Source organism: Streptomyces sp. NPDC104761, assembly GCF_055583445.1.
This window is the reverse complement of sequence record NZ_JBVJNZ010000001.1, coordinates 159,009-183,790: the sequence shown is the minus strand read 5'-3', so window position 1 is coordinate 183,790 and position 24,782 is coordinate 159,009. Positions and strand designations below refer to the sequence as shown.

The window sequence follows — 24,782 nt, the reverse complement described above, 5'->3', positions numbered from 1 at the left end:
ACCACCTCTCTGACCGGTCGGGCCAAACCCGCCGGAAGGCTGAAAGCAGGCACGGTTCATGGCGACTTTGTGCAAACCCTCAGTGTCGGTCCCGGAGTACGTGATCACGATGGAGGAGACGCTGGAACTGGCGCGCTCCCACCACGAGAACCACCCGCAGCTGCCGCTGGCGCTGAGACTGATCGAGAACACGGGCGTACGCACCCGGCACATCGTGCAGCCGATCGAGGAAACCCTCAAGCACCCCGGCTTCGAGGAGCGCAACAAGCTCTACGAGGCCGAGGCCAAGGCCCGGGTCCCCGCAGTCATCCAGCAGGCGCTCGACGAGGCCGAACTGCTCACCACCGACATCGACGTGATCATCTACGTCTCGTGCACGGGCTTCATGATGCCGTCGCTCACGGCGTGGCTGATCAACGAGATGGACTTCGACTCCACCACCCGCCAGATCCCCATCGCACAGCTCGGCTGCGCGGCCGGCGGAGCGGCGATCAACCGGGCCCACGACTTCTGCTCGGCGTACCCGCACGCCAACGCCCTCATCGTGGCCTGCGAGTTCTGCTCGCTGTGCTACCAGCCGACCGACCTCGGCGTCGGCTCGCTGCTCTCCAACGGCCTCTTCGGTGACGGCATCGCCGCCGCCGTGGTCCGCGGCCAGGGCGGCACGGGCGTCGAGCTCGAACGCAACGGCTCGTACCTGATCCCGAAGACCGAAGAGTGGATCATGTACGACGTGCGGGCCACCGGGTTCCACTTCCTGCTGGACAAGCGGGTCCCGGCGACCATGGAGCCGCTGGCGCCGGCCCTCCAGGACCTGGCGGGGCTGCACGGCTGGGACGCGTCCGACCTGGACTTCTACATAGTCCACGCGGGCGGGCCGCGCATCCTGGACGACCTGAGCAAGTTCCTCCAGGTCGACCCGCACGCCTTCCGGTTCAGCCGGTCCACGCTCACCGAGTACGGCAACATCGCGAGCGCCGTCGTCCTGGACGCGCTGCGCCGGATGTTCGACGAGGGCGGCGCCGAGCACCAGGCGCGCGGTCTGCTGGCCGGGTTCGGTCCCGGCATCACCGCGGAGATGTCGTTGGGTCGCTGGCGGCGTCCGGGCGGAGAGGCGGCGCGATAGAGATGGCGCTCACCGAACCGCTCGACCCCGCGGGCGAAGCCGCCGAGGAGGCCGCCGGCGCGGCCACCTGCGCGGCCACCGGTGAGGCCGCCTGGCAGGTCCGGCACTGGGAGGTGCCGGACCTGGCGGGGGTGGAGTTCGACCCCACCCTGGCCGAGCTGATGCGGGAGGGTCCGGTCACCCGGATCCGGCTTCCCAACGGCGAGGGCTGGGCGTGGCTGGTCACCCGGTACGACGACGTGCGGATGGTGGCCAACGACCCCCGGTTCAGCCGTGAGGCGGTGATGGCGCAGCCGGTCACCCGGCTCGCCCCGCACTTCATCCCGGACCGCGGCGCGGTCGGCTTCCTGGACCCGCCCGACCACACGCGGCTGCGCCGCACGGTGGCCCCCGCGCTCACCTCCAAGGGCGTGGAGCGGGTCCGGGACAAGGCCCGCGTGATGCTGGACGAGATCGTCGACGAGCTGGTCCAGGACGGCCCGCCCGCCGATCTCACGGCGACGGTGCTCACCCCGTTCCCCATCGCGGTGATCTGCGAGGTGATGGGCGTACCGGCCGCCGACCGGCACACCATGCACCTCTGGACCCAGCTGATCCTGTCCTCCAGCCACGGCAAGGAGGTCAGCGAGAAGGCCAAGCGCGAGATGGGCGCCTACTTCGCCGACCTCGTCGCCGCGCGCGAGGGCAGTACGGGCGAGGACGTGACCTCCCTGCTGGGCGCCGCCGTGGGCCGCGGCGAGGTCACGGTGGAGGAGGCCGTCGGTCTCGCCGTCCTCCTCCAGATCGGCGGCGAGGCGGTCACCAACAACAGCGGGCAGATGCTCTACCTGCTCCTGACCCGCCCCGACCTCCTCGACCGGCTGCGCGCAGACCCGGCGATCCGCCCCCGGGCGATCGACGAGCTGCTGCGCTGGATCCCGCACCGCAGCGCGGTCGGGCTGTCCCGGATCGCCACGCGGGACGTGGAGATCAAGGGCGTACGGATCCGCGCGGGCGACGCGGTCTACGTCTCGTACCTGGCCGCCAACCGCGACCCGGACGTCTTCCCTGACCCCGAGACGATCGACTTCACCCGCAGTCCCAACCCACACGTCTCCTTCGGGTTCGGCCCGCACTACTGCCCCGGTGGCCAGCTCGGCAGGCTGGAGGAGGAACTCCTCGTCGACGCCCTGCTCGACCGGCTGCCCGGGCTGCGGCTCGCCGTTCCTCCGGAGCAGGTGCCCTTCCGAAAGGGCGCGCTGATCCGGGGACCCGAAGCACTACCGGTGACCTGGTGAGGAGCCCATGACGACAGCCGAGGGACTTCTCGTCCCGCCAGGACACGGGCGCGTGGTCCACACGCCGGCCCAGCGCGTCACCTTCAAGGTGACGGGAACGCACTCGCGGATGGCCTCCACCTTCGAGGTGGACGTCCCGCCGGGCTTCGACGTGGGCGCCCATGTGCACACCCGCAGCGAGGAGCTGTTCTACGTCCTCGAAGGCGAGCTGGACGTCCTCGCCTTCGAGCCACGCATCCGCACCCCCGACAACTGGCAGAAGTGGGAGTCGAGTTCGGGCACGAGGGTGGTACGGGCGACCCCGGGCACGCTGATCGCCGTACCCCCCGGCTGCCCGCACGCCTTCGCCAACCCGACGGAATCCCCCGCGCGGATGTTCTTCCAGTCCTCCCCGCCACCCGACCACGAGCGCTACTTCGAGGAGCTCCTGGAGATCCTGGGCAGCGGTGGCCCCCCGGACCACGAGGCGATCGAGATCCTCCGCAAGCGCTACGACATCGAGCAACTCACACCGTTGAAGCACCGGTGAGGACATGTACGTAGGGGCGCGGGGCGTTGTCGACATGTGGCTCCGCCGCGTGGGCGCGACCAGCCACGACGCACGGCCGGTCCGCGACGCACCCGCGCCCCCACGGCGCTACCGGATCGGCATCCCCGACAGGGTCCGCGCAATCACCAGCCGCTGGATCTCGCTCGTCCCCTCGAAGATCGTGTAGATCGCCGCGTCCCGGTGCATCCGCTCCACCGGATACTCCCGCGTGTACCCGTTCCCGCCCAGGATCTGGATCGCCTGGGCGGTCACCTTCTTCGCCGTCTCGCTCGCGAACAGCTTCGACATCGACCCCTCGGCCGCGGTGAACGGCTTCCCGTTCACCGCCATCCAGGACGCCCGCCACACCAGCAGGCGGGCCGCGTCGACGGCCGTCCGCATGTCGGCGAGCTGGAACGCCACGCCCTGGTTGTCGATGATCGGCCGCCCGAACTGCTCCCGGGTCACGGCGTAGTCGAGGGCCACCTCGTAGGCGGCGCGTGCCGTACCGACGGCCATCGCACCGACGGCCGGCCGCGAGGCCTCGAACGTGGCCATCGCCGCGTTCTTCACGCGCTCACCGCCCGACTTCGCCCGCTCCCGGGCCCTGGCGAGGCGCTCGTCCAGTTTCTCCTTGCCGCCGAGCAGGCAGGACCCGGGCACCCGGGCGTTGTCCAGGACGACCTCGGCGGTGTGCGAGGCACGGATCCCGTGCTTCTTGAACTTCTGGCCCTGGGACAGGCCGGGCGTCCCCGGCGGGACGATGAAGGAGGCGTGGCCCTTGGAGCCGAGCTCCGGGTCGACGACCGCGACGACGACGTGGACGTTGGCGATGCCGCCGTTGGTCGCCCAGGTCTTCGTGCCGTTGAGCACCCACTCGTCCTTGGCCTCGTCGTAGACGGCCCGGGTGCGCATGGAGCCCACGTCGGAGCCGGCGTCGGGCTCGGAGGAGCAGAACGCGGCGACCTTGACGTCGTTGGCGTCCCCGTACATCTGGGGGATCCAGGTGCCGATCTGCTCCTCGGTGCCGTTGGCGAGGACGCCCACCGCGGCGAGACCCGTGCCCACGATGGACAGGGCGATGCCCGCGTCGCCCCAGAACAGCTCCTCCATGGCCATCGGGATGCCGAGGCCGGTGGGGTCGAAGTACTGCTGGGCGTAGAAGTCGAGGGAGTAGATGCCGACCTTCGCGGCCTCCTGGATGACCGGCCAGGGAGTCTCCTCACGCTCGTCCCATTCGGCGGCCGCGGGACGGATGACGTCGGCGGCGAAACCGTGCAGCCAGTCGCGGACCTCCTTCTGTTCGTCGTTGAGTTCCATGGTGAACTCGGCCATGACCCCTCCAGCGGCGGCGCATAATGTGTTACTAGCGGTAACCCGAGTCTGTTACTCACCGGTAGGAAAAGTCAACTCCCAAGGTCACCTCGGCAGCCAGTTCGAGAGCAGACGGCTGTCAGGTGTTAGTTTGCGCAGGCGTCACCGAAAAGAGCACGGGGTGGGGAGAGCACATGGACACCACGCAGCGGACCGAACAGCAACGGTCCGCCGACCGCCGACGGCGCGAGCTGCTGGAGGCCGCCGACCGGGTGGTGCTGCGCGACGGCCCACAGGCTTCCATGAACGCCATCGCGGCGGAGGCGGGCATCACCAAACCCATCCTCTACCGCCACTTCGGCGACAAGAGCGGGCTGTACGCGGCACTGGCCAAGCGGCACACGGACGCGCTGCTGAACTCGTTGCGGGCTGCGCTGGACGCCCCGGCGGAGCGCCGTGAGCGCGTCGAGGCGACCCTGGACACGTACCTCGCGGCGATCGAGGCGCGGCCTCAGGTGTACCGGTTCCTGATGCATCCCGCGGAGGGCGGCACGGGGGCCGACCAGGGGTTCGACGTGGGGAAGCACTCGGCTCCGCTGCTGCGGCGGATGGGTGAGGAGCTGGCGCAGGTCATCGAGGACCGGCTGGACCTCGGGCCCGGGAGCCAGCAGCTGGCGCGGGTGTGGGGGCACGGGATCGTCGGGATGATGCATGCCGCGGGTGACTGGTGGCTGGGGGAACGGCCCTGTTCCCGTGCGGAACTGGTGAAGAGTCTGGCGGACCTTCTGTGGGGGCGGCTGGCGGCCGCGGGAGACAAGATCGGAGGTCCGGGGTTCTGAGGGTTCAGGTGCGGCGGACCGCACTCACCGGCACCAAGAAGACTTCGCCACCTGGCGCATCAGTCTGCGCTTGCGCCAGCCCGTGACGTGGTCGGCGTAGACGCGGCCGTCCAGGTGGTCGGTCTCGTGCTGGAGGCATCTCGCGAAGAAACCCGTGCCGTGGACGGTGATCGGTTCCCCCGTCGCCGTGAAGCCCTCCACCACCGCCTGGTCGTACCGCTCCGTGCCCGCCTCCAGGCCCGGCAGGGACAGGCAGCCCTCGGGGCCGCGGAGGGTCACGCCGTCCGCGGTCACCAGGCGGGGGTTCACGACGTGGCCCAGGTGGCGGACGTCCTCGTCGTCGGGGCAGTCGAAGACGAACACCCGCAGCGGCTCGCCCACCTGGTTCGCCGCCAGGCCCACGCCCTGAGCCGCGTACATCGTCGCGAACAAGTCCTCCACGAGCCGGGAGAGTTCGGGGCCGAACTCGGTGACCTCCGCGCAGCGGGCGTGCAGGACGGGGTCGCCGAGCAGGGTGAGGGGCCGGACCCGCCCGTGGGCGCCCGGAATGGAACCGTGTCGCATGGCCGCAAGGGTACGGTTCGGATGGGCCCCTGCTCGCCGCGCAGGCATGGGCCGGAATTCGGGTGTGCGAATGGATCTCGATAGGCTGAGGTGCACACCACGTTGCCGGATGGCTCAGGCGCGGCGCGTACGCAAGGAGGATCGAGAACTGATGGCAGGCAACTCGGACCCGCTCACGCCGCGGGCCAAGCTGGCCGTGACCGCGGGCAAGGCGGTCGCGGCGGCGTCCCGGGCGGCGGGTCGCGGCAGCGGATCCGTGATCGGCGGCCGGGTCGCGCTCAAACTCGACCCCGACCTTCTCGCCCGACTCGCCCAGAACCTGGACGTGACCCTCGTCTCGGCGACGAACGGCAAGACGACGACCACCAGGCTCATCGCCGAGGCGCTGAAGGCCGCGGGTCCGGTCGTCTCCAACGCGCTCGGGGCCAACATGCCGGCCGGCATCACGTCGGCGCTGGCAGGTGGCTCGGAGTCCAAGTTCGGCGTCATCGAGGTCGACGAGAAGTACCTGGCCGGGGTGGCCAGGGACACCGACCCGAAGTGCATCGCGCTGCTCAACCTCTCCCGCGACCAGCTCGACCGCGCCGCCGAGACCCGCATGCTCGCCGAGAACTGGCGGGAGGGGCTGGCCGGGTCGAAGGCCGTCATCGTGGCGAACTGCGACGACCCGCTGGTGGTCTGGGCCGCGTCCTCCTCCCCCAACGTGATCTGGGTCGCCGCCGGCCAGATGTGGAAGGACGACGCCTGGTCCTGCCCGTCCTGCGGCGGCGTGATGCAGCGGCCCGGCGACGACTGGTTCTGCGGCGAGTGCGGGTTCCGGCGGCCGACGCCGAGCTGGGTGCTCTCCGGGGACCACGTGCTCGACCCGCACGGCTCCGCCTGGCCGATCCACCTGCAGCTGCCGGGGCGCGCCAACAAGGCGAACGCCGCCTCCTCGGCCGCCGTCGCCGCCGTCTTCGGGGTGCCGCCGCAGGTCGCCCTGGAGCGGATGTACCAGGTGCAGGCCGTCGCGGGACGCTACGACGTCGTGCAGTTCCAGGGGCGTGACCTGCGTCTGCTCCTCGCCAAGAACCCGGCCGGCTGGCTGGAGACGTTCTCGCTGATCGACCCGCCGCCGGCGCCGGTCATCCTCTCCGTGAACGCGCGCGGCGCCGACGGCACCGACACCTCCTGGCTGTGGGACGTCGACTACACGCGCCTGACCGGCCACCCGATCTTCGTGCTCGGCGACCGCAAGCTGGACCTCGCGGTACGTCTTGAGGTCGCGAACCAGCACTTCCAGGTCTGCGACTCCCTCGACCAGGCCGTCCAGATGTGCCCGCCGGGCCGCATCGAGGTCATCGCGAACTACACCGCGTTCCAGGACCTGCGCCGCCGCGTCGGCAACTGACCCCGAAGGACGAACCGTTCATGAGCGACAACCAACTGCGGCTGGTGTGGATCTACCCCGACCTGCTCAGCACCTACGGCGACCAGGGCAACGCGCTCGTCGTGGAGCGTCGGGCCCGGCAGCGCGGTCTCGACGTGGCCCGGCTGGACGTGCGCAGCGACCAGCCGATCCCGACCTCCGGCGACATCTACCTGATCGGCGGCGGTGAGGACCGTCCGCAGCGCCTCGCCGCCGAGCGGCTGCGCCGCGACGGGCACCTGTACCGGGCGGTGGAGAACGGCGCGATCGTCTTCTCCGTGTGCGCCGGTTACCAGATCCTCGGGCACGAGTTCATCAACGACCTCGGGCAGCGCGAGCCCGGTCTCGGCCTGCTCGACGTGACCACCGTGCGCGGCACCGGCGAGCGGTGCGTCGGTGACGTCCTCGCCGACATCGACCCGCGCCTCGGGCTGCCCCCGCTCACCGGGTTCGAGAACCACCAGGGCATCACCCAGCTCGGCCCCACCGCCCGCCCCTTCGCCCGGGTCCAGCTGGGCAAGGGCAACGGCACCGGTGACGGCACGGAGGGCGCGTACAACGACACCGTCTTCGGCACGTACATGCACGGTCCGGTGCTCGCCCGCAACCCGCTCATCGCGGACCTGCTGCTGAAGCTGGCGCTCGACGTGAACGCGCTGCCGCCGATCGACGACCGCTGGTACGAGGCGCTCCGCAACGAGCGCATCGCGGCCGCCCAGCAGCCCGCCTGAGCTGCGTCGCAGCGGCCGGTTCCGGGCCCGCCTGACAGGGTGTCCGCTCACATGTGCGGGCGCGTCCAGCAGGCGGACGCCCGGTGCGGAATGACCCCCTTGCGCCGGTAGGGTGGCCGCGATGTCAGCCGGACAGCGTGGTCCGGTCTCCGGCCCACGTGGAGAAGGTTGTTTCGGGCTATGCGCATTGGTGTCCTCACGTCCGGCGGCGACTGCCCCGGCCTGAACGCCGTCATCCGGTCCGTCGTGCACCGCGCCGTCGTCGACCACGGCGACGAGGTCATCGGCTTCCGGGACGGCTGGAAGGGCCTCCTGGAATGCGACTACCTCAAGCTCGACCTCGACGCCGTGGCCGGCATCCTGGCCCGCGGCGGCACCATCCTCGGATCGTCCCGGGTCCAGCCCTCGCACCTGCGGGACGGAGTGGAGCGGGCCAGGGGCCACGTCGCCGAGCTCGGCCTCGACGCGATCATCCCGATCGGCGGTGAGGGCACACTGAAGGCGGCCCGGCTGATGTCGGACGCCGGCCTGCCGATCGTCGGCGTCCCGAAGACCATCGACAACGACATCGCCGTCACCGACGTGACCTTCGGCTTCGACACGGCCGTGGGGGTCGCCACGGAGGCCCTCGACCGGCTGAAGACCACCGCCGAGTCCCACCAGCGGGTGCTGGTCGTCGAGGTCATGGGCCGGCACACCGGCTGGATCGCCCTGCACTCCGGCATGGCGGCCGGCGCCCACGCCATCGTCGTCCCCGAACGGCCCTTCGACATCGACGAGTTGACCCGCCGGGTCGGCGAGCGGTTCGAGGCGGGCAAGCGGTTCGCGATCGTCGTCGCGGCGGAGGGGGCCAAGCCCAAGCCGGGCACGATGGCCTTCGACGAGGGCGGCAAGGACATCTACGGTCACGAGCGGTTCGCCGGGATCGCCCGGCAGCTCTCCATCGAGCTGGAGCAGCGGCTCGGCAAGGAGGCACGGCCGGTCATCCTCGGGCACGTGCAGCGGGGTGGGACGCCGACGGCGTACGACCGCGTCCTTGCGACGCGGTTCGGGTGGCATGCGGTGGAGGCGGTGCACGGGGGGAGGTTCGGCCACATGACGGCGCTGCGGGGGACGGAGATCGTGATGGCGCCGTTGGCCGAGGCGGTGGAGACGCTGAAGACGGTTCCCGCGCAGCGGTACGACGAGGCGGAGACCGTGCTCTAGGGGGTGCGGTCGTGTGTCGGGTGCGGGTGAGGTGTGGCTGGTCGCGCAGTTCCTCCCCCAGCCTTCGGCCGGGGGTGCCCCCAGCGCCCCTTTAGGTAGGGATCGTGCACCCCGCTCACAGGCTGGGTTGGCCGCGGTTCTAATGTGGGGTCGATAGAAATACCCCCACGAATCAGGAGCCGCCGGATGGATCACAGCGGGCACGGCATGACGATGGATCTGCCGCCGTTCACGCTGGGCCGCGGGCTGGAGTGGTCGGCGGATCCCTTCTTTCTCGTCGCCTGCGTCGCGGGGCTGGCGCTGTACGGGTGGGGTGTGGTGCGGCTGCGGCGGCGCGGGGACGCGTGGTCCGTGGGGCGGACGGTGTCGTTCGTCGTCGGGGTGCTGACCGTCATGCTCGTGATGTGCACCAGGCTGAACGACTACGGGATGGTCATGTTCAGCGTGCACATGGTGCAGCACATGATCATCAGCATGCTGTCGCCGATCCTGATCCTGCTGGGCGCCCCGATGACCCTGGCGCTGCGTGCGCTGCCCGTCGCCGGGCGGGGCCGGAAGGGGCCGCGTGAGCTGCTCCTGGCCCTGCTGCACAGCCGGTACATGCGGATCATCACCCACCCCGCCTTCACGATCCCGCTGTTCATCGCGAGCCTGTACGCGCTCTACTTCACCCCGCTGTTCGACTTCCTGATGGGCTCCAAGGCCGGGCACATCGCGATGATGGTGCACTTCCTCGCCGTCGGTGTCGTCTTCTTCTGGCCGATCATCGGCGTCGACCCGGGACCGCACCGTCCGGGGTATCTCATGCGGATGCTGGAGCTGTTCGCGGGCATGCCGTTCCACGCGTTCTTCGGCATCGCGTTGATGATGGCGTCGGAGCCGATGGTGGAGACCTTCAAGAACCCGCCCGCCTCGCTCGGCATCGACGCGCTCTCCGACCAGAACGCGGCCGGCGGGATCGCCTGGGCGTTCAGCGAGGTCCCGTCCGTCCTGGTGCTGATCGCCCTGCTGTTCCAGTGGTACGGCTCCGAGCAGCGCCAGGCCCGGCGTACGGACCGGGCCGCCGACCGGGACGGCGACAAGGAGCTCGAGGCGTACAACGCGTATTTGGCCTCCTTGAACGCACGCGAGGGCTGACCGGGGCACCATGGAGGGAGTCGGACCACGAGGAGGGTGTCGCGATGCCCGGTTCTGCGAACGGCTCGAACAGTGCCACCAAGGCGATGGGGGTGCTCACCGTCGGCGGCCTGGTCGTGGTGACGGCCTACACGGTGGCCCTCGGCAGCAACGGCTGGCTCTGGTTCGGCTGGGTGGTCCTGGGCCTGCTGACCCTGGCGATGGTCGTCACCCAGAGCAACTGACACAGCGCCCCTGCCTGCAGCGCCCCGCCCCGTAAGGGGCGCTGGGGGTACCCCCGGCCGAAGGCTGGGGGAGGAACTGCGCGACCAGCCCCCACAGCGCCGCAGACGACGACGGCGCCGCGGCACGCCTAGTGCACCCCGGGCTGGTACTTGGGCAACCGCGCGGTGATCCGCATCCCCGCACCCGGCGCCGTCTCGATCACGAGCCCGTGGTCGTCGCCGTACACCTGGCGGAGCCGGTCGTCCACGTTGGACAGGCCGATCCCCCCGGAGGGACTCGTCTCGCCCGCGAGGATGCTGCGGAGCAGGACCGGGTCCATGCCGGCGCCGTCGTCCTCGATGACGACCAGGGCCTCGGCGCCCTCGTCCTGCGCGGTGATCTGGATGTGGCAGGTGCCGGTCTTGCCCTCAAGGCCGTGCTTGACGGCGTTCTCGACCAGGGGCTGGAGGCAGAGGAAGGGCAGCGTGACCGGCAGGACCTCGGGGGCGATCTGGAGGGTGACCGTGAGGCGGTCGCCGAAGCGGGCCCGGACCAGCGCCAGGTAGTGGTCGATGGCGTGCAGCTCGTCGGCGAGGGTGGTGAAGTCGCCGTGCCGGCGGAACGAGTAGCGGGTGAAGTCGGCGAACTCAAGGAGCAGCTCGCGGGCGCGCTCGGGGTCGGTGCGGACGAACGAGGCGATCACCGCGAGCGAGTTGAAGATGAAGTGCGGGGAGATCTGGGCGCGCAGGGCACGGATCTCGGCCTCGATGAGCCGGGTGCGGGAACGGTCCAGGTCGGCCAGCTCCAGCTGGACGCTCACCCAGCGGGCGACCTCGCCGGCCGCCCGGACCAGGACGGCGGACTCGCGGGGGGCGCAGGCGACCAGGGTGCCGTGCACGCGGTCGTCGACGGTGAGCGGGGTGACCACGGCCCAGCGGACCGGACAGTCGGGGGTCTCGCAGTGCAGCGGGAAGGCCTCGCCGCGGCCGGACTCCAGCGGCCCTGCGAGCCGCTCCATGATCTGGGCCCGGTGGTGGTCGCCGACGCCGTCCCAGACCAGCAGGTTCTCGTGGTCGGTGAGGCAGAGCGCGTCGGTGCCCAGCAGGGTGCGCAGTCGGCGGGCCGAGCGGCGGGCGGTCTCCTCGGTCAGGCCGGCCCGCAGCGGGGGCGCGGCGAGGGAGGCGGTGTGCAGGGTCTCGAAGGTGGCGTGCTCGACGGGAGTGCCGAGCCCGCCGAGGTTCTCCGGGCGGGCGGTGCGGCGGCCGAGCCAGAAGCCGGCCGCGAGGAGCGGGAGGACGGCCACGAGGAGGCCCGCCAGGAACCCGGTCACGCCTTGACCTCCGCGCGCAGCTCTTCCGGCAGGTGGAAGCGAGCCAGGATCGCGGCCGTGCCGGGCGGCACCCGGCCCGAGGTCGCCAGGGAGACCAGGATCATGGTGAGGAACCCGAGCGGGACCGACCAGAGCGCCGGCCAGGCCAGCAGGGCGTGCAGGTCGCCCGCGCCGGGCAGGTCGGCCATCGTCGCGGCCACCGCGCAGAACGCCGAGCCGCCGCCGGTCAGCATCCCGGCTGCCGCGCCGGGCGGGGTGAGCCGGCGCCACCAGATGCCGAGGACCAGCAGCGGGCAGAAGGAGGAGGCGGACACGGCGAAGGCGAGGCCCACGGCGTCGGCGACCGGCAGACCGCCCACCAGCACGCTGGCGGCGAGCGGTACGGCCATGGCGAGGACGGTCCCGAGTCTGAAGTGCCGTACTCCGCGGGACGGCAGGACGTCCTGGGTGAGGACCCCGGCGACCGCCATGGTGAGGCCGGAGGCGGTGGAGAGGAACGCGGCGAAGGCGCCGCCCGCGACCAGTGCGCCGAGCAGGTCGCCGCCGAGGCCGCCGATCACCCGGTCCGGCAGCAGCAGGACGGCGGCGTCCGTCTCGCCGGTGAGGGTGAGTTCGGGGGTGTAGAGGCGGCCGAGGGCACCGTAGACGGGCGGCAGCAGGTAGAAGAGGCCGATCAGGGCCAGGACGGCGACCGTGGTGCGGCGGGCGGCGACCCCGTGCGGGCTGGTGTAGAAGCGGACGACGACGTGCGGCAGGCCCATGGTGCCGAGGAAGGTGGCGAGGATCAGTCCGTACGTGGCGTACAGCGGGCGTTCCTCGCGGCTCTCGGCGAGCGAGGTGGACATGCCGCCGTTGGTGCCCCGGTCGGTGGCCGGCACGCGGGTGCCCTTGGCGAAGGTCAGACGGGTGCCGGCGGTGATGCGGTGGGTGCCCTCGGGGAGGGTGACCCGGGTGTCCCGGAGCGGGCGCCCGTCGACCGTGCCGGAGACGGTGACCTCGAGCGGGCGGTCGAGCCGGAGGGAGAGGGTGTCCTGGACGTCCACGACGCGCTGGGCGCGGAAGGTGGCCGGTTCGTCGAAGGCGTGGACGGGGGCGCCGGCGCGCTGCCAGGCGAGGACGAGGAAGAGGGCGGGGACGAGCAGGGCGGTGAGCTTCAGCCAGTACTGGAAGGCCTGTACGAAGGTGATGCTGCGCATGCCGCCGGCCGCCACCGTGGCGACGACGACCACGGCGACGATGAGTCCGCCGAGTGCGTCGGGGGCGCCGGTGAGGACCGCCAGCGTGAGTCCGGCGCCCTGGAGCTGGGGCAGCAGGTAGAGCCAGCCCACGCCGACGACGAACGCCCCGGCCAGCCGCCGTACGGTCTGCGAGGCGAGCCGGGCCTCCGCGAAGTCGGGGAGGGTGTAGGCGCCCGAGCGGCGCAGCGGGGCGGCGACGAAGAGGAGGAGGACGAGGTAGCCGGCGGTGTAGCCGACCGGGTACCAGAGCATGTCGGGGCCCTGCACGAGGACCAGTCCCGCGATGCCCAGGAAGGAGGCGGCGGAGAGGTACTCGCCGCTGATCGCGGCCGCGTTGAGGCGGGGGCCGACGGTGCGCGAGGCGACGTAGAAGTCGGAGGTGGTCCGGGAGATGCGCAGTCCGAAGGCGCCGACGAGGACGGTCGCGACGACCACGAGGGCGACCGCCGGGACGGCGTAACTGGAGTTCATCTGGCCTCGTCGCAGTTCATCTCGGGTCGTCGCGGCTGGAGTTCATCGGTCCCACCGGTCCTCGACGAGGCGGACGAAGTCCTCCTCGTTGCGTTCGGCGCGGCGCACGTACCAGCGGGCGAGCAGGATCAGCGGGGCGTAGAGGCAGAAGCCGAGCACCAGCCACTCCAGGCGGCGGGCCTCGGGAGCGGCGGCGAAGACCAGCGGGAGCGGGCCGACGAGCAGGACGAGGACGGCGAACACGACGAGGGCGACGCGCAGTTGGCTGCGCATGAGGGAGCGGACGTAGGTGTGGCCGAGGGTGGTCTGCTCGTCGATCTCGGTGCGCGGTCGGTAGTAGCCGGAGGTGCGGCGGCTGCGGCGGGGCGGGCCGGTGACGGTGACCCGGCGCTCGGCGGGGTCGGCGGGCACCGTCAGGCCCTCCTCATCAGCAGGTCCCGCAGTTCGCGGGCGTGGCGCCGGCTGACCTGGAGCTCCTCGCCGCCGACCAGGACGCTCACCGTGCCCGCGTCCAGGCGCAGTTCGCCGACGTGGCGGAGGGCGACGAGGTGGCGGCGGTGGATGCGGACGAAGCCGCGGGAGCGCCAGCGGTCCTCCAGGGTGGACAGCGGGATGCGGACCAGGTGGCTGCCGCGCTCGGTGTGCAGGCGGGCGTAGTCGCCCTGCGCCTCGACGTGCGTGATGTCGTCCACCGCCACGAACCGTGTCACGCCGCCGAGTTCGACGGGTATGTGGTCGGGGTCGGGTTCGTGCACGGGTATCCGGGGTGCGGTGCCGCGCAGTTCGGCGGCCCGGCGCACGGCCTCCGCGAGGCGTTCCTTACGGACCGGCTTCAGGACGTAGTCGACCGCCTTGAGGTCGAAGGCCCTGACCGCGAAGTCCTCGTGGGCGGTGACGAAGACGACCAGCGGGGGGCGGGCGAAACCGGTGAGCAGCCGGGCCAGGTCCAGGCCGTCGAGGCCGGGCATCTGGACGTCGAGGAAGACGACGTCGATGGCCTCGGGGCCCTGCGGTCCGGACTCCAGGGCCCGGGTGATGCGGCGCAGCGCCTCGGTGGCGTCCCCGGCGCCCTCGACGCTGCCGATGCGCGGATCGGCGTTCAGCAGATACAGCAACTCCTCCAGCGAGGGGCGTTCGTCGTCGACGGCGAGGGCGCGCAGCATGAACGGAGTGTAGGCGGCACGACGCGGCGCTGGACATGTACCGGACGTGGACGTTCACGCCGGACGACGTGGTGCTCCCGAACCGTCCTGCCCCTGGTTACAGTGCGGGCATGAACAGCGGCACCGCCCCCTTCGACGACCTCGACCGGAAGATCACCACAGCGTTGATGGCGAACGCGCGGACCAGTTTCGCCGAGATCGGCGCGACGGTCGGGCTCTCCGCGACGGCCGTGAAGCGGCGGGTCGACCGGCTGCGCGAGACCGGTGTGATCACCGGGTTCACGGCCACGGTGACACCGTCGGCGCTCGGCTGGCGCACGGAGGCGTACGTCGAGGTGTACTGCGAGGGCGCGGCCCCGCCCCGGCGGCTGGCGGAGGTGGTCCGCAACCATCCGGAGATCACCGCGGCCATGACGGTGACCGGCGGCGCGGACGCGCTGCTGCACGTGCGGGCCCGGGACGTGGACCACTTCGAGGAGGTGCTGGAGCGGATCCGGGTGGAGCCGTTCATCCGGAAGACGATCAGCGTGATGGTGCTGTCGCATCTGCTGCCGGAGAGCCCGGAGGCCGGGGCCACGCACCCGGTACCGGAGTAAACGCACCGATGCTGCGTTTGTATGACCGGAGACGCAGTGTTCCTGCGCAGACACGCAACATTTATTTCTTGTCGCCCGTATCCGGCGCTTTCTACCTTGGTGTCAACCCTCAGTCGACACCGCGGGAAAGCGGAGGAACCCCTCTGTGTCCGAAAGCCGTGTGCCGCGCCTCAGGCGCTTTCTTGTCTGCGAACCCAGACATTTCGCCGTGCAGTACGCGATCAATCCCTGGATGAACCCCGACACCAGGGTCGACGTCGACCTGGCCCAGGAGCAGTGGACCGCGCTGATCAGCGCCTACCGCAGCCATGGCCACAGCATCGACCGGCTGGAGCCGGTCCCCGGCCTGCCCGACATGGTGTTCGCCGCGAACTCGGCGGTCGTCGTCGGCGGCCGCGTCTTCGGCTCGCTCTTCCACGCGCCCGAGCGGCGCCCGGAGTCCTCCCACTACGACCTCTGGTTCAAGACCGCGGGCTACGACGTGTACCGTCCCGGTTCGGTGGTGGAGGGCGAGGGCGACCTGGTCTGGACGGGCCGCTACCTGCTCGCCGGCACCGGTTTCCGCACCACCCGCGAGGCGCACCGGGAGGCCCAGGAGTTCTTCGGGCATCCGGTGATCAGCCTGACCCTGGTGGACCCGTACTTCTACCACCTGGACACCGCGCTGTTCGTTCTCGACGACGAGAACATCGTGTACTACCCGGAGGCCTTCTCCCCCGGCAGCTGCGAGGTGCTCCGCCGGCTGTTCCCCCAGGCGGTGCTCGCCACCCGCGACGACGCGCTGGCATGGGGCCTGAACTCGGTCTCCGACGGCCGCCACGTCTTCATCGCGCCGCAGGCCGAGGCGCTCGCCGCCCGGCTCGCCGACCAGGGCTACGAGCCCGTCCCCGTCGACCTGTCGGAGTTCCACAAGGCAGGCGGCGGCATCAAGTGCTGCACCCAGGAAATCCGCTGAGGACCAGGAGATCCCCCTGATGACCGCACCCGCACGCGCCCGCACCTCCGCCGAGCTGATCGAGGCGGAGGGCCCGGTCCTCGCGCACAACTACCACCCGCTGCCCGTCGTCGTCGCCCGCGCCGAGGGCGCCTGGGTGGAGGACGTCGAGGGGCGCCGCTACCTCGACATGCTGGCCGGTTACTCGGCCCTCAACTTCGGCCACCGCCACCCGGCGCTGATCGAGGCCGCGCACCGCCAGCTGGACCGCCTCACCCTCACCTCGCGCGCCTTCCACAACGACCGGCTGGCCGAATTCGCCGAACGGCTCGCCGAGTTGACCGGTCTGGACATGGTGCTGCCGATGAACACCGGGGCCGAAGCGGTCGAGTCCGGCATCAAGGTGGCCCGCAAGTGGGCCTACGACGTGAAGGGCGTCCCGGCCGACCGGGCCACGATCGTCGTCGCCGCCGACAACTTCCACGGCCGTACGACCACGATCGTCAGCTTCTCCACCGACGAGACGGCCCGCGCGGGCTTCGGCCCGTTCACTCCGGGCTTCCGGATCGTGCCGTACAACGACCTGGCCGCGCTGGAGGCGGCGGTCGACGAGACCACGGCCGCGGTGCTGATCGAGCCGATCCAGGGCGAGGCCGGGGTGCTCATCCCCGAGGACGGCTATCTGACCGGGGTACGCGAGCTGACCCGCCGCAAGGGCTGCCTGTTCGTCGCCGACGAGATCCAGTCCGGCCTCGGCCGCACCGGCCGTACCCTCGCCGTCGACCACGAGGACGTGGTGCCGGACGTGCTGCTGCTGGGCAAGGCGCTGGGGGGCGGGATCGTGCCGGTGTCCGCGGTGGTGGCCCGCCGGGAGGTGCTCGGGGTCCTGCACCCGGGCGAGCACGGCTCGACGTTCGGCGGCAACCCGCTCGCGGCGGCGGTCGGGACGGCGGTCGTCGAGCTGCTGGAGAGCGGCGAGTTCCAGCGCCGGGCCGCCGAGCTGGGCGTGGTCCTGCGGGACGGCCTGACGGAGCTGGTCGGCAACGGCGTGGTCGGCTTCCGCTCGCGCGGTCTGTGGGCGGGCGTCGACGTGGACCCGGCGATCGGCACCGGGCGGGAGATCGGCGAGCGCCTGATGCGGGAGGGCGTCCTGGTCAAGGACACCCATGGCTCCACGATCCGGCTGGCCCCGCCGCTGACCGTCACGGCGCAGGAACTGCGGTCGGCGCTGGGGGCGTTGGAGAAGGTGCTGGGGGCCTGAGCCCGGGGTGGCCGCGCCCGTGGCCATGCTGTGTGCGCGGCCACCCCGGTCCCGGTCAGCCCTTGCCGAGGAGCTTGTTCATCTCCTTGATCTCGGCGTTCTGCGCGGTGACGATGGCGTCGGCCATGGTCGTGGCGGGGCCGTAGGCGCCCTTGGCCTTCTCGGTGCCGGCCATCTCGACGGCGCCCCGGTGGTGCTCGACCATCATGGTCAGGAACATCGTGTCGAAGTCCGTCCCCTTGGCCTGCTTCAGCGTGGCCATGTCCTTGTCGGACATCATCCCGGCCATGCCGGCGTGGCCGCTGTGGTCCATGCCCGCCATGGGCACGTCCTCGCCCCAGGCCTTCAGCCAGCCGGTCATGGTCCTGATCTCCGGGTCCTGGGCCTTCTCGATCCGGGCGGCGAGGCTGCGCACCTGGGCGGAGGAGCCGCGGTCGACGGCGAGTCCGGCCATCTCCAGGGCCTGCTGGTGGTGCGGGATCATGCTCTGCGCGAAGGACACGTCCTGCGCGTTGTGGGCGTCGGTGGAGTTGGTGGCGCCGGCCGCCGCCGAGTGGGACGCGGGCGCGGTGCCGGCGCCGTCGTCGCCGCTGCCGCACGCGGTGAGCGCGAGGGCGGCGGTCGCGGTGAGCGCGACGAGGACGGCACGGGTACGTGTGCTGGTCATGCTGGATCTCCTGCGGTGGGTGTGAGTGGGCACGCGGGAGCACGACCGCTGCGCTGTGTGCGTACGGCCGGCTCGGGTGCCTCTAGATCCGCAGGAGCTGGAGTTCGGCCAGGTCGGGGGGTGCTCGGGCGCCGTCCGGCGGCGCGACCGGGCGGGCGGTGGCCAGGCAGGCGGCCGTGGGGAGGGGGACCGGGTCCGGGACCGGCGCGGGCAGCGCCGGTCCCCCGCTCACCGCGCCGGAGGCGCAGGTCGCGTCGGCATGGTGCGCGCGGTCGCCGCCGCAGTGACCGTCACCGCCGGAGCAGCCGTCGTACGCGGTGACCACGACCGCGGGACGGGGAACCGTCCGCTCGTGGCCGCCTCCCATGCCCATGAGGCCGCCGGGCGCCAGCGCGTGCATGCCGAACAGTCCGGCCAGCAGCGCCAGCACGAGCAGGGCACGCCGACGCCGGTGCGGCGGTCGGGGGGCGGGCTGCTCGGTGGGGCGCATCGGGCCCATCCTATGCACACCCTGAGAACCGGCCGCCCCGGGCACGCCCCGGACGACCCCGTCGACGCCCTTCGAAAGGGCCGGTCGTGACGATGCCCGGAAAAGGGTTCACACGGCGAGGACGCCCCCGACGAAGGTCCGGTCCGGCGGCGACGCCACGAGTTCGACCATGGTGCCGGCCCGGAGGTCGTTGCCGGCGACGCGCACGACCGCGTCCGTGAGGGCGGCGCCGAGGCGCGCGGTGATCCGGGCGGCGTCGGGGCGGTCGAAGACGCCGGCGCGGACACCCAGGACCACCGAGGCATGGGTGTGGTGGCCGCCCCACCGCCCCTCGACCGTGGACCGGTAGGGACGGCCGTCGGCCTCCGGCAGGAGGTACGTCCCCGTCGCCTCGCTCGTACGCCGCTCACGCGGCGTCGTGGAAGACGAGGGCGAGGGTGTGGCGTTCGCCGGACCGGATGGCGGACACGCCGTGCCGGACCGGCGCGGCGGACCATCCGCGGGCTGACGCGACGGGCCGGTCACGGGTGGTGAACACGTATCCGTGGCCGTGCGGCAGCAGCGTGGCGGTGCCCCGGGACTGGGCGCGCGGGCGCTGTTCCAGCAGCAGGAACTCGCCGCCCGTGTGATCCACCCCGGGCTCGTTCAGGTTGATCACGACCTGCAGCGGGAACACGAGGTCGCCGTACAGGTCGCGGTGCAGGGCGTTCCAGTCCTTCTCGCCGTAGCGGAGCAGGATCGCCGTGGACTTCGTCTGGCCGGCGTCGTGGCACATCCGGAGCCACTCGTCGAGCGAGTCCGGCCATGGTGCGGGACGGCCGAGCCTGGTCCACCAGTCGCGGGCGATGGGCAGCAGCCGCGGGTACAGCGCCTGCTTGAGCCGCTCGACCGGTTCCGGGTACGGCGTTTCGAAGTACCGGTACCGGCCCTCGCCGAAGCGGTGCCGGCCCATGTCGACGGTGCTGCGGAACAGGGCGTCCTGTCCGTACAGCTCCCTGATCCCGACGGTCTCCTCGGGGGTCAGCAGCTGCGGCAGCAGCGCACCGCCGTACTCGTCGACCTCGGCGGTGATCGCGTCCCAGTCGCCGGACTCGACACGGCCGGCCCACGGGTCCGTCTCCGCCCCGGGCGTCTTCGCGGTGGTCATGCCGCGGCCTCCAGGTTCAGCAACGTGGTCTTGGCCTCGAGTCCGCCGACGTATCCGCCGGGCGTGCCGTCGGTACGCAGCACACGGTGGCACGGGACGACGATCGGCAGCGGGTTGGTGGCACAGGCGGTGCCCACCGCCCGGACGGCCCTGGGGTTGCCGACCAGCTCGGCCATCTCCCGATAGCTGCGGGTCTGGCCGTAGCCGATCTCGGGCAGACGTGTCTGCACCAGGCGCCGGAACCCGCGGGACAGGGACAGGTCCAGCGTCAGGTCGAAGACCTGGCGGCGCCGGGCGAAGTACTCGTCGATCTCGCGGGCCGCCGCGTCCAGCCGGTGCGGGGCACGCAGGATGCGCGGGCTGAGCTTCTGCCCGAGGACCTCCAGCACCCGGTCGTGGTCCTCGCCGGCGTACGCCACGCGGACCAGCCCCTGGGGGGTGGCGGCGAGCAGCAGCCTGCCGACGGGTGAGTCGACGGTGGTGTAGGCGACGTCCACGAGACCGGCTCGCTCGGCCGCCTCCTCAAGCCGGCCGTGGAGCCGGGCGAGCGTGTCGGCGTCCACGGGCGTCGACAGCAGGGCGGTCATGTCGTCGTCGTGGCGAATGCCGTTCATGATGATGCTCCTTTCGTGATCGCGCCCGGATATGTCTTCCTGAGGTTCCTGAGCCCGTCCGCGGCGGCCCGGCGGGCCGCGTCGGCGGAGCCGCCGAGGATCTCCGCGATCTCGGCGTACGCCAGGCCCGCCACGTAGCGGTAGGCGACGGCCTGGCGTTGTTTGTGCGGGAGATCCTTCACCGCGGCCCACAGGTCGCTGTCCCCGGCGTCCGGGACGCCCCGCCCGGTCGGCCTCTCCGGCACCTCGTCGACGGGCAGGGGGTTCCGTTGCGCGGCCCGCAGCACGTCGATCGCCTTGCGGTGCGCGATCGTCACGAGCCAGGCCTCCACATTCGCCGTCCCGGGCAGGTCGGGATAGGCGCGCATGGCGGAGAGGAAGGTCTCCGACCAGGCGTCGTCCGCGTCGTGCGGGCCGAGGACGACCCGGCAGACGCGCAGCACGGTCGTACCGTGCCGCGCGACCACATTCTCGAACGGTTGTTTCATGTCCATCCCAGTGAAGACGTGCCCATGGTGCCCAAACGCTTGTTTCCCAGTTGCTTTCCCGTCAGGACGACCGTTTGCTGTCCAGTCGTCGCGCGCTCATCCGCGTCTCCCTTCTCCTGACGGGTAGACGTGCGCCGCCCGCAGAACGTGAGATGTGCGTCGGTGCCGTCGCGGATCGCGGCGGCGCCTCCGCAGCGGACCGCGATCACGGGGCGGAGACGCCCCACGGACGACCGGATACAGTGCGCGGGACGGCAGCCTGGGCAGAGAGGGCAAGCGTGACCGACACCAGCAGCACCCGACCCGCCGACAGCGAAGCGCCGGCCCCACGGCAGAGCAGGCTGCTCCGCCTGACGCGCTTCCTCCCCCTGATCGCCCCCGTCCTGCTGTGGGCCGTGCCCTGCTGGCTGCTCCTGTACACCGGCCAGCACTGGCCGCTGACCGTCACGTCGGCCGGCACCGCGCTGTTCGCCCTCGGCCTCGTCGGCATGCCGCTCGCGATGGTGCGCGGCCACGGCCGGCGCCAGCAGGACCGGGCGGCGATAGCCGGCGACACCCTGCTGGGCACCAGCTGGGTCCTGTTCACCTGGTCCCTCGTGCTCGGCGTCCCCTTGCGGCTCGCCCTGACGGTGGCCGGCGTCGACGGGAGCCAGGACCGGGCCCGCATCGTCACCTGGGCCGTCCTCGGCACGACCGCCGTACTCCTCGCCTGGGGACACGCCGAAGCCCGCCGCGTGCCGCGCGTGCGCCGCCTCGACGTGCAACTCCCCCGCCTGGGTGCCGGGCTGGACGGCCTGCGCGTCGCCCTCATCACCGACACGCACTACGGCCCGCACGACAGCGCGCGCTGGTCGGCACGGGTGTGCGAGACGGTGAACACCCTGGAGGCCGACGTGGTCTGCCACACCGGCGACATCGCGGACGGCACGGCCGAACGCCGCCGCGCCCAGGCCACCCCCCTCGGTACCGTGCGGGCCACCACGGCCCGGGTCTACGTCACCGGCAACCACGAGTACTACAGCGAGGCCCAGGGCTGGGTCGACCTGATGGACGAGCTGGGCTGGGAGCCGCTGCGCAACCGCCACCTGCTGCTCGAACGCGGCGGCGACACCCTCGTGGTCGCCGGCGTGGACGACGTCACCGCCGAGTCCTCCGGCCTGGCCGGCCACCGCGCCCACCTCGCCGGAGCCCTGGACGGCGCCGACCCCGACCTGCCTGTCCTCCTCCTGGCGCACCAGCCCAAGTTCGTCGGCCGGGCGGCAGCCGCCGGCGTCGACCTCCAGCTCTCCGGCCACACCCACGGCGGCCAGATCTGGCCCTTCCACCACCTGGTCCGCCTCGACCAGCCCGCCCTCGCCGGCCTGAGCCGGCACGGCACCCGCACTCTTCTGTACACCAGCCGCGGCACCGGCTTCTGGGGGCCGCCGTTCCGCGTCTTCGCGCCCAGCGAGATCACCCTGCTCGTCCTCCGCTCCCCGCAGCCGCCCACGTCGGCTTAGCCGGGCGGCCTGCGTCTCGACTCGTCGCCCGCGCACCGGCCAGGACACCCCGGCGCTCGTTCCCGCCGCCCTGCCCGGATCCTGCTCAGTGCGCGGCGCGGTAACGGTGCTCGGGGCGTCCGGTGGCTCCGTAGCGCAGTTCGAGCCGGACCATGCCTTCCTTGACCAGGTAGGAGAGATAGCGCTGGGCCGTGGCACGGGAGACGCCGGTGCGTTCGGCTGCCTCCGCGGCCGACAGGGCGTCGTGGGTGGTGCGCAGGGTCTGGTGCAACAGGGCGAGGGTCGGTGCGGAGTGGCCCTTGGCGGGGACGCGGGGCACGGCAGGCGGACGGGCGGCGCTGAACAGGGCGTCCACGTCGGCCTGGTCGGTCTCCGGGACGGTGCCGAGGGCGTCCATCCGGTGCTGGAGCTCGCGGTAGGCGGTGAGCCGTTCGGCGAGGTCGGGCGCGCCGAAGGGTTTGACCAGGTAGCCGACGGCGCCCAGTTTCATCGCGGTCCGCACCGAGGTGATGTCCCGGTCGGCGGTGATCATGATGGCGTCGGGCCGGTCGCCGCCCTCGTCTCCGCTCAGGCGGCGCAGGACGTCGAGTCCGCTGCCGTCGGGCAGGAAGATGTCGAGCAGCAGCAGGTCGGGGTGGAGGTCGTTAACCGCGTCCAGCGCCGCGTCCACGGTCGCCGCCTGGCCGACCACCTCGAAGCCCTTGACGCGGGACGCGTAGTCGCAGTGGATGCGGCTGACCCGGAAGTCGTCGTCCACCACCAGGGTCCGGATCACCAGCGGTCACCTCCCGCGATGCCTTCCGCCGCGCCGACCGGTACCGGCAGAGCCGTGGTGAACAGAGCGCCCTGCGGGGCGGGGGCGGTGTCGGTCACGGGCAGCGTCACGGTGAAGACCGCGCCCGGCCCCTCGCTGACCGTGATCGTGCCGTCGTGCCGCTGCACCAGCCGGTGGACGAGGGCGAGTCCCAGGCCGCGCCGGGCGGTGCCCCGGTCCGGACGGGTCGACCAGCCGTCCTCGAAGATCGACTCGGTGGCGCCCGGCGGAATGCCCGGCCCGGTGTCGGCCACCTCCACCCGCACCACGTCGACGGCCTCGATCAGCGACAACCGCACCTCACAGCCGCCCGGCCGCGCCGGTCCGTTCGTCGACGCGTCGATCGCGTTGTCCAGCAGGTTGCCGACGATGGTCAGCAGCCGGTGCAGATGCGGCGGGTCCTCGCCCAGGGCGGAGTCGTCGCTGAGGACGATCCGCACTCCGCGTTCCGCGGCCACCGTGGTCTTGGCGACGATCAGTCCCACGAGCAGCGGGTTGCCGATCCGTTCCCGTACGGACTCGGTCAGCGCCTGCTCGGCGCCGGCCGTCTCGACGGCGAACTCGTAGGCGGCGTCGTGGTCGCCGATGTCGAGCAGGCCGGCCACCGTGTGCATCCGGTTGGTGAACTCGTGCTGCTGGGCGCGCAACGCGTCGGTGAGCCCGCGCACCGAGTCCAGCTCGCGCAGCAGCCCGATGAGCTCGGTGCGGTCGCGCACGGTGACCACGGCGCCCAGCTCACGGCCGTGCAGGGCCACCGGCATCCGGTTGACGACCAGGCAGTGGTCGTCGGTGAGCACGCTGATGTCGCTGCCGGTCAAAGTGCCGTCCAGAGCGCGGCGCAGCCGCCCGTCCGGCAGCACCTCCGCCAGCGTGCTGCCGAGCGCGGTGCCGAGGCCGAGCAGGTCGCGGGCCTCGTCGTTGACGACCGTGATCCTGCCGTCCGGATCGAAGGCGACGACTCCCTCCCGGATGCCGTGCAGCATCGCTTCGCGGTCCTGCAGCAACCCGGCGATCTCCTCCAGCTCCAGTCCGAACGTCGTCCGCTTGAGCCGCCCGGCCAGCAGGAACGCGGCCGCCGAGCCGAGCGCCACCGCGGTGGCACTGTACAGGCCGAAGGTCGGCAGCTCGCGCCACAGCTCGCCCAGCACGTACCGCTCGGGAATGCCGGCGGACACCTCGCCGACCAGCTTGCCGGAGGGCCCGTACAGCGGAGCCTTGCCGTTGGCGGACCGCCCGGTCGCGCCCTGGTCGGTGCCGACGTGCGGCCTGCCGTCCAGCACCACGATGGGATCACCCGTAGGCTCGCCGACCAGTGCCGGGTCGCGATGGGAGTGGCGGATGCCGTGCAGGTCGAGCACGACCACGTACGACGCGCCCGACGCCCTGCGGATCCGCTGGGCCACGGTCTGCACCACGTCGCCGCCGCCCCCGTACTCCATGGCCTGCCGGATCTGCGGTTCGGCGGCCGTGGTCTGTGCGATGTCCAGCGCCCGCTGCTCGTAGGCGCGGTCGATCTCACCCCGCTGTGCGAAGGCGAACAGCACGAAACCGATCAGCCCGGTCAGCGCCAGTATGGCCAGCTGGTTGGCCAGAATCCGCGCGGAGAGCCGCCCCTTCCCGCCACGTCCGACCGGGATACGGATCGGTTTCACCAGTGTCCCTCGTGTTTCTCGCCTGTCGTACGGCTGCCGGGCGCGGCCTCTTCGCCGTACCCGTGGTGGCGTGATTGTGCCCC

The 24,782-nt window shown here is 71.8% G+C and carries 27 protein-coding genes; 13 read left to right on the top strand and 14 right to left on the bottom strand.

The window, feature by feature from the left end; genetic code table 11:
• The first annotated feature begins 58 nt into the window (after positions 1-58).
• From ACZ63F_RS00880 to ACZ63F_RS00870, 3 genes are read left to right on the top strand one after another with little or no spacing between them, the layout of a single operon-like run.
• Complete coding sequence (locus ACZ63F_RS00880; protein WP_469707452.1) at positions 59-1,126, top strand: type III polyketide synthase; 1,068 nt, start codon at positions 59-61, stop codon at positions 1,124-1,126.
• Positions 1,127-1,128: 2 nt separating this feature from the next.
• Positions 1,129-2,403 (top strand): cytochrome P450, encoded by a 1,275-nt coding sequence (locus ACZ63F_RS00875; RefSeq protein WP_469707449.1) that lies wholly within the window; start codon positions 1,129-1,131, stop codon positions 2,401-2,403.
• A gap of 7 nt (positions 2,404-2,410) precedes the next feature.
• Positions 2,411-2,932, top strand: a complete 522-nt coding sequence (locus tag ACZ63F_RS00870; RefSeq protein ID WP_469707447.1) for a cupin domain-containing protein — start codon at positions 2,411-2,413, stop codon at positions 2,930-2,932.
• Positions 2,933-3,040: 108 nt separating this feature from the next.
• Here ACZ63F_RS00870 and ACZ63F_RS00865 read toward each other — a convergent pair whose 3' ends face one another.
• Positions 3,041-4,267, bottom strand: coding sequence for an acyl-CoA dehydrogenase family protein (locus tag ACZ63F_RS00865; RefSeq protein WP_352365464.1), 1,227 nt, complete (start codon positions 4,265-4,267; stop codon positions 3,041-3,043).
• A 173-nt stretch (positions 4,268-4,440) separates the two neighbouring features.
• Between ACZ63F_RS00865 and ACZ63F_RS00860 the strand changes: the two genes are divergently transcribed.
• Positions 4,441-5,085 carry a TetR/AcrR family transcriptional regulator gene (locus tag ACZ63F_RS00860; RefSeq protein WP_093505920.1) on the top strand — a complete coding sequence of 215 codons (645 nt, stop codon included), beginning with the start codon at positions 4,441-4,443 and terminating at the stop codon, positions 5,083-5,085.
• A gap of 24 nt (positions 5,086-5,109) precedes the next feature.
• On the opposite strand, the gene def is transcribed toward ACZ63F_RS00860, so the two are convergent.
• Entirely contained in the window at positions 5,110-5,649 is a 540-nt protein-coding gene (def, locus tag ACZ63F_RS00855; RefSeq protein ID WP_469707445.1) for a peptide deformylase, read from the bottom strand.
• A 151-nt stretch (positions 5,650-5,800) separates the two neighbouring features.
• Between def and ACZ63F_RS00850 the strand changes: the two genes are divergently transcribed.
• The 5 genes from ACZ63F_RS00850 (at position 5,801) to ACZ63F_RS00830 (ending at position 10,355) form a co-directional block, all read left to right on the top strand.
• Positions 5,801-7,039 carry a Mur ligase family protein gene (locus ACZ63F_RS00850; RefSeq protein WP_093505916.1) on the top strand — a complete coding sequence of 413 codons (1,239 nt, stop codon included), beginning with the start codon at positions 5,801-5,803 and terminating at the stop codon, positions 7,037-7,039.
• 20 nt (positions 7,040-7,059) lie between these two features.
• Positions 7,060-7,788 (top strand): type 1 glutamine amidotransferase, encoded by a 729-nt coding sequence (locus tag ACZ63F_RS00845; protein ID WP_352365469.1) that lies wholly within the window; start codon positions 7,060-7,062, stop codon positions 7,786-7,788.
• Positions 7,789-7,968: 180 nt separating this feature from the next.
• Complete coding sequence (locus ACZ63F_RS00840) at positions 7,969-8,994, top strand: 6-phosphofructokinase (protein ID WP_469707443.1); 1,026 nt, start codon at positions 7,969-7,971, stop codon at positions 8,992-8,994.
• Positions 8,995-9,180: 186 nt separating this feature from the next.
• Complete coding sequence (locus tag ACZ63F_RS00835; RefSeq protein WP_469707442.1) at positions 9,181-10,131, top strand: cytochrome c oxidase assembly protein; 951 nt, start codon at positions 9,181-9,183, stop codon at positions 10,129-10,131.
• Between the two features lie 44 nt (positions 10,132-10,175).
• On the top strand, positions 10,176-10,355 hold the full coding sequence (locus ACZ63F_RS00830; protein WP_469707441.1) for a hypothetical protein: 180 nt from the start codon (positions 10,176-10,178) through the stop codon (positions 10,353-10,355).
• Positions 10,356-10,483: 128 nt separating this feature from the next.
• Here ACZ63F_RS00830 and ACZ63F_RS00825 read toward each other — a convergent pair whose 3' ends face one another.
• From ACZ63F_RS00825 to ACZ63F_RS00810, 4 genes are read right to left on the bottom strand one after another with little or no spacing between them, the layout of a single operon-like run.
• Entirely contained in the window at positions 10,484-11,665 is a 1,182-nt protein-coding gene (locus tag ACZ63F_RS00825; protein WP_469707439.1) for a sensor histidine kinase, read from the bottom strand.
• On the bottom strand, positions 11,662-13,374 hold the full coding sequence (locus ACZ63F_RS00820) for a sodium/solute symporter (RefSeq protein ID WP_469707437.1): 1,713 nt from the start codon (positions 13,372-13,374) through the stop codon (positions 11,662-11,664). Before ACZ63F_RS00820 ends, ACZ63F_RS00825 begins: the two co-directional genes overlap by 4 nt.
• A gap of 42 nt (positions 13,375-13,416) precedes the next feature.
• A complete protein-coding gene (locus ACZ63F_RS00815; RefSeq protein ID WP_352365481.1) occupies positions 13,417-13,785 on the bottom strand; it encodes a hypothetical protein in 369 nt (122 codons plus the stop codon).
• A gap of 2 nt (positions 13,786-13,787) precedes the next feature.
• Positions 13,788-14,537 (bottom strand): LytR/AlgR family response regulator transcription factor, encoded by a 750-nt coding sequence (locus ACZ63F_RS00810; protein ID WP_469707434.1) that lies wholly within the window; start codon positions 14,535-14,537, stop codon positions 13,788-13,790.
• A 110-nt stretch (positions 14,538-14,647) separates the two neighbouring features.
• On the opposite strand from ACZ63F_RS00810, the gene ACZ63F_RS00805 reads away from it, so the two are divergent.
• The 3 genes from ACZ63F_RS00805 (at position 14,648) to rocD (ending at position 17,328) form a co-directional block, all read left to right on the top strand.
• Entirely contained in the window at positions 14,648-15,133 is a 486-nt protein-coding gene (locus tag ACZ63F_RS00805; RefSeq protein WP_469707433.1) for an Lrp/AsnC family transcriptional regulator, read from the top strand.
• A gap of 145 nt (positions 15,134-15,278) precedes the next feature.
• A complete protein-coding gene (gene ddaH, locus ACZ63F_RS00800) occupies positions 15,279-16,088 on the top strand; it encodes a dimethylargininase (protein WP_352365485.1) in 810 nt (269 codons plus the stop codon).
• A 19-nt stretch (positions 16,089-16,107) separates the two neighbouring features.
• Positions 16,108-17,328, top strand: coding sequence for an ornithine--oxo-acid transaminase (rocD, locus tag ACZ63F_RS00795; protein ID WP_469707431.1), 1,221 nt, complete (start codon positions 16,108-16,110; stop codon positions 17,326-17,328).
• Positions 17,329-17,383: 55 nt separating this feature from the next.
• Here the strand turns inward: rocD and ACZ63F_RS00790 are convergent, their stop codons facing one another.
• From ACZ63F_RS00790 to ACZ63F_RS00765, 6 genes are all read right to left on the bottom strand, one after another.
• The gene (locus ACZ63F_RS00790; RefSeq protein ID WP_469707430.1) at positions 17,384-17,995 is read right to left on the bottom strand and encodes a DUF305 domain-containing protein; all 612 of its coding nucleotides are present in this window, start codon (positions 17,993-17,995) and stop codon (positions 17,384-17,386) included.
• Positions 17,996-18,077: 82 nt separating this feature from the next.
• The gene (locus tag ACZ63F_RS00785; RefSeq protein ID WP_469707428.1) at positions 18,078-18,485 is read right to left on the bottom strand and encodes a DUF6153 family protein; all 408 of its coding nucleotides are present in this window, start codon (positions 18,483-18,485) and stop codon (positions 18,078-18,080) included.
• Between the two features lie 108 nt (positions 18,486-18,593).
• Complete coding sequence (locus tag ACZ63F_RS00780) at positions 18,594-18,782, bottom strand: hypothetical protein (protein WP_469707426.1); 189 nt, start codon at positions 18,780-18,782, stop codon at positions 18,594-18,596.
• Between the two features lie 109 nt (positions 18,783-18,891).
• On the bottom strand, positions 18,892-19,632 hold the full coding sequence (locus tag ACZ63F_RS00775; protein WP_469707423.1) for a 2OG-Fe(II) oxygenase: 741 nt from the start codon (positions 19,630-19,632) through the stop codon (positions 18,892-18,894).
• Positions 19,629-20,246 carry a methylated-DNA--[protein]-cysteine S-methyltransferase gene (locus tag ACZ63F_RS00770; protein WP_469707421.1) on the bottom strand — a complete coding sequence of 206 codons (618 nt, stop codon included), beginning with the start codon at positions 20,244-20,246 and terminating at the stop codon, positions 19,629-19,631. Before ACZ63F_RS00770 ends, ACZ63F_RS00775 begins: the two co-directional genes overlap by 4 nt.
• Complete coding sequence (locus tag ACZ63F_RS00765) at positions 20,243-20,734, bottom strand: RNA polymerase sigma factor (RefSeq protein ID WP_469707420.1); 492 nt, start codon at positions 20,732-20,734, stop codon at positions 20,243-20,245. The genes ACZ63F_RS00770 and ACZ63F_RS00765 overlap by 4 nt, the downstream gene beginning before the upstream one ends.
• Positions 20,735-21,012: 278 nt before the next feature.
• On the opposite strand from ACZ63F_RS00765, the gene ACZ63F_RS00760 reads away from it, so the two are divergent.
• Entirely contained in the window at positions 21,013-22,233 is a 1,221-nt protein-coding gene (locus ACZ63F_RS00760) for a metallophosphoesterase (RefSeq protein WP_469707418.1), read from the top strand.
• An 85-nt stretch (positions 22,234-22,318) separates the two neighbouring features.
• Here ACZ63F_RS00760 and ACZ63F_RS00755 read toward each other — a convergent pair whose 3' ends face one another.
• Both ACZ63F_RS00755 and ACZ63F_RS00750 read right to left on the bottom strand, forming a co-directional pair.
• Positions 22,319-23,008 carry a response regulator gene (locus tag ACZ63F_RS00755; RefSeq protein WP_469707417.1) on the bottom strand — a complete coding sequence of 230 codons (690 nt, stop codon included), beginning with the start codon at positions 23,006-23,008 and terminating at the stop codon, positions 22,319-22,321.
• On the bottom strand, positions 23,005-24,699 hold the full coding sequence (locus ACZ63F_RS00750) for an ATP-binding protein (RefSeq protein ID WP_469707415.1): 1,695 nt from the start codon (positions 24,697-24,699) through the stop codon (positions 23,005-23,007). Before ACZ63F_RS00750 ends, ACZ63F_RS00755 begins: the two co-directional genes overlap by 4 nt.
• Between the last annotated feature and the right edge of the window lie 83 nt (positions 24,700-24,782).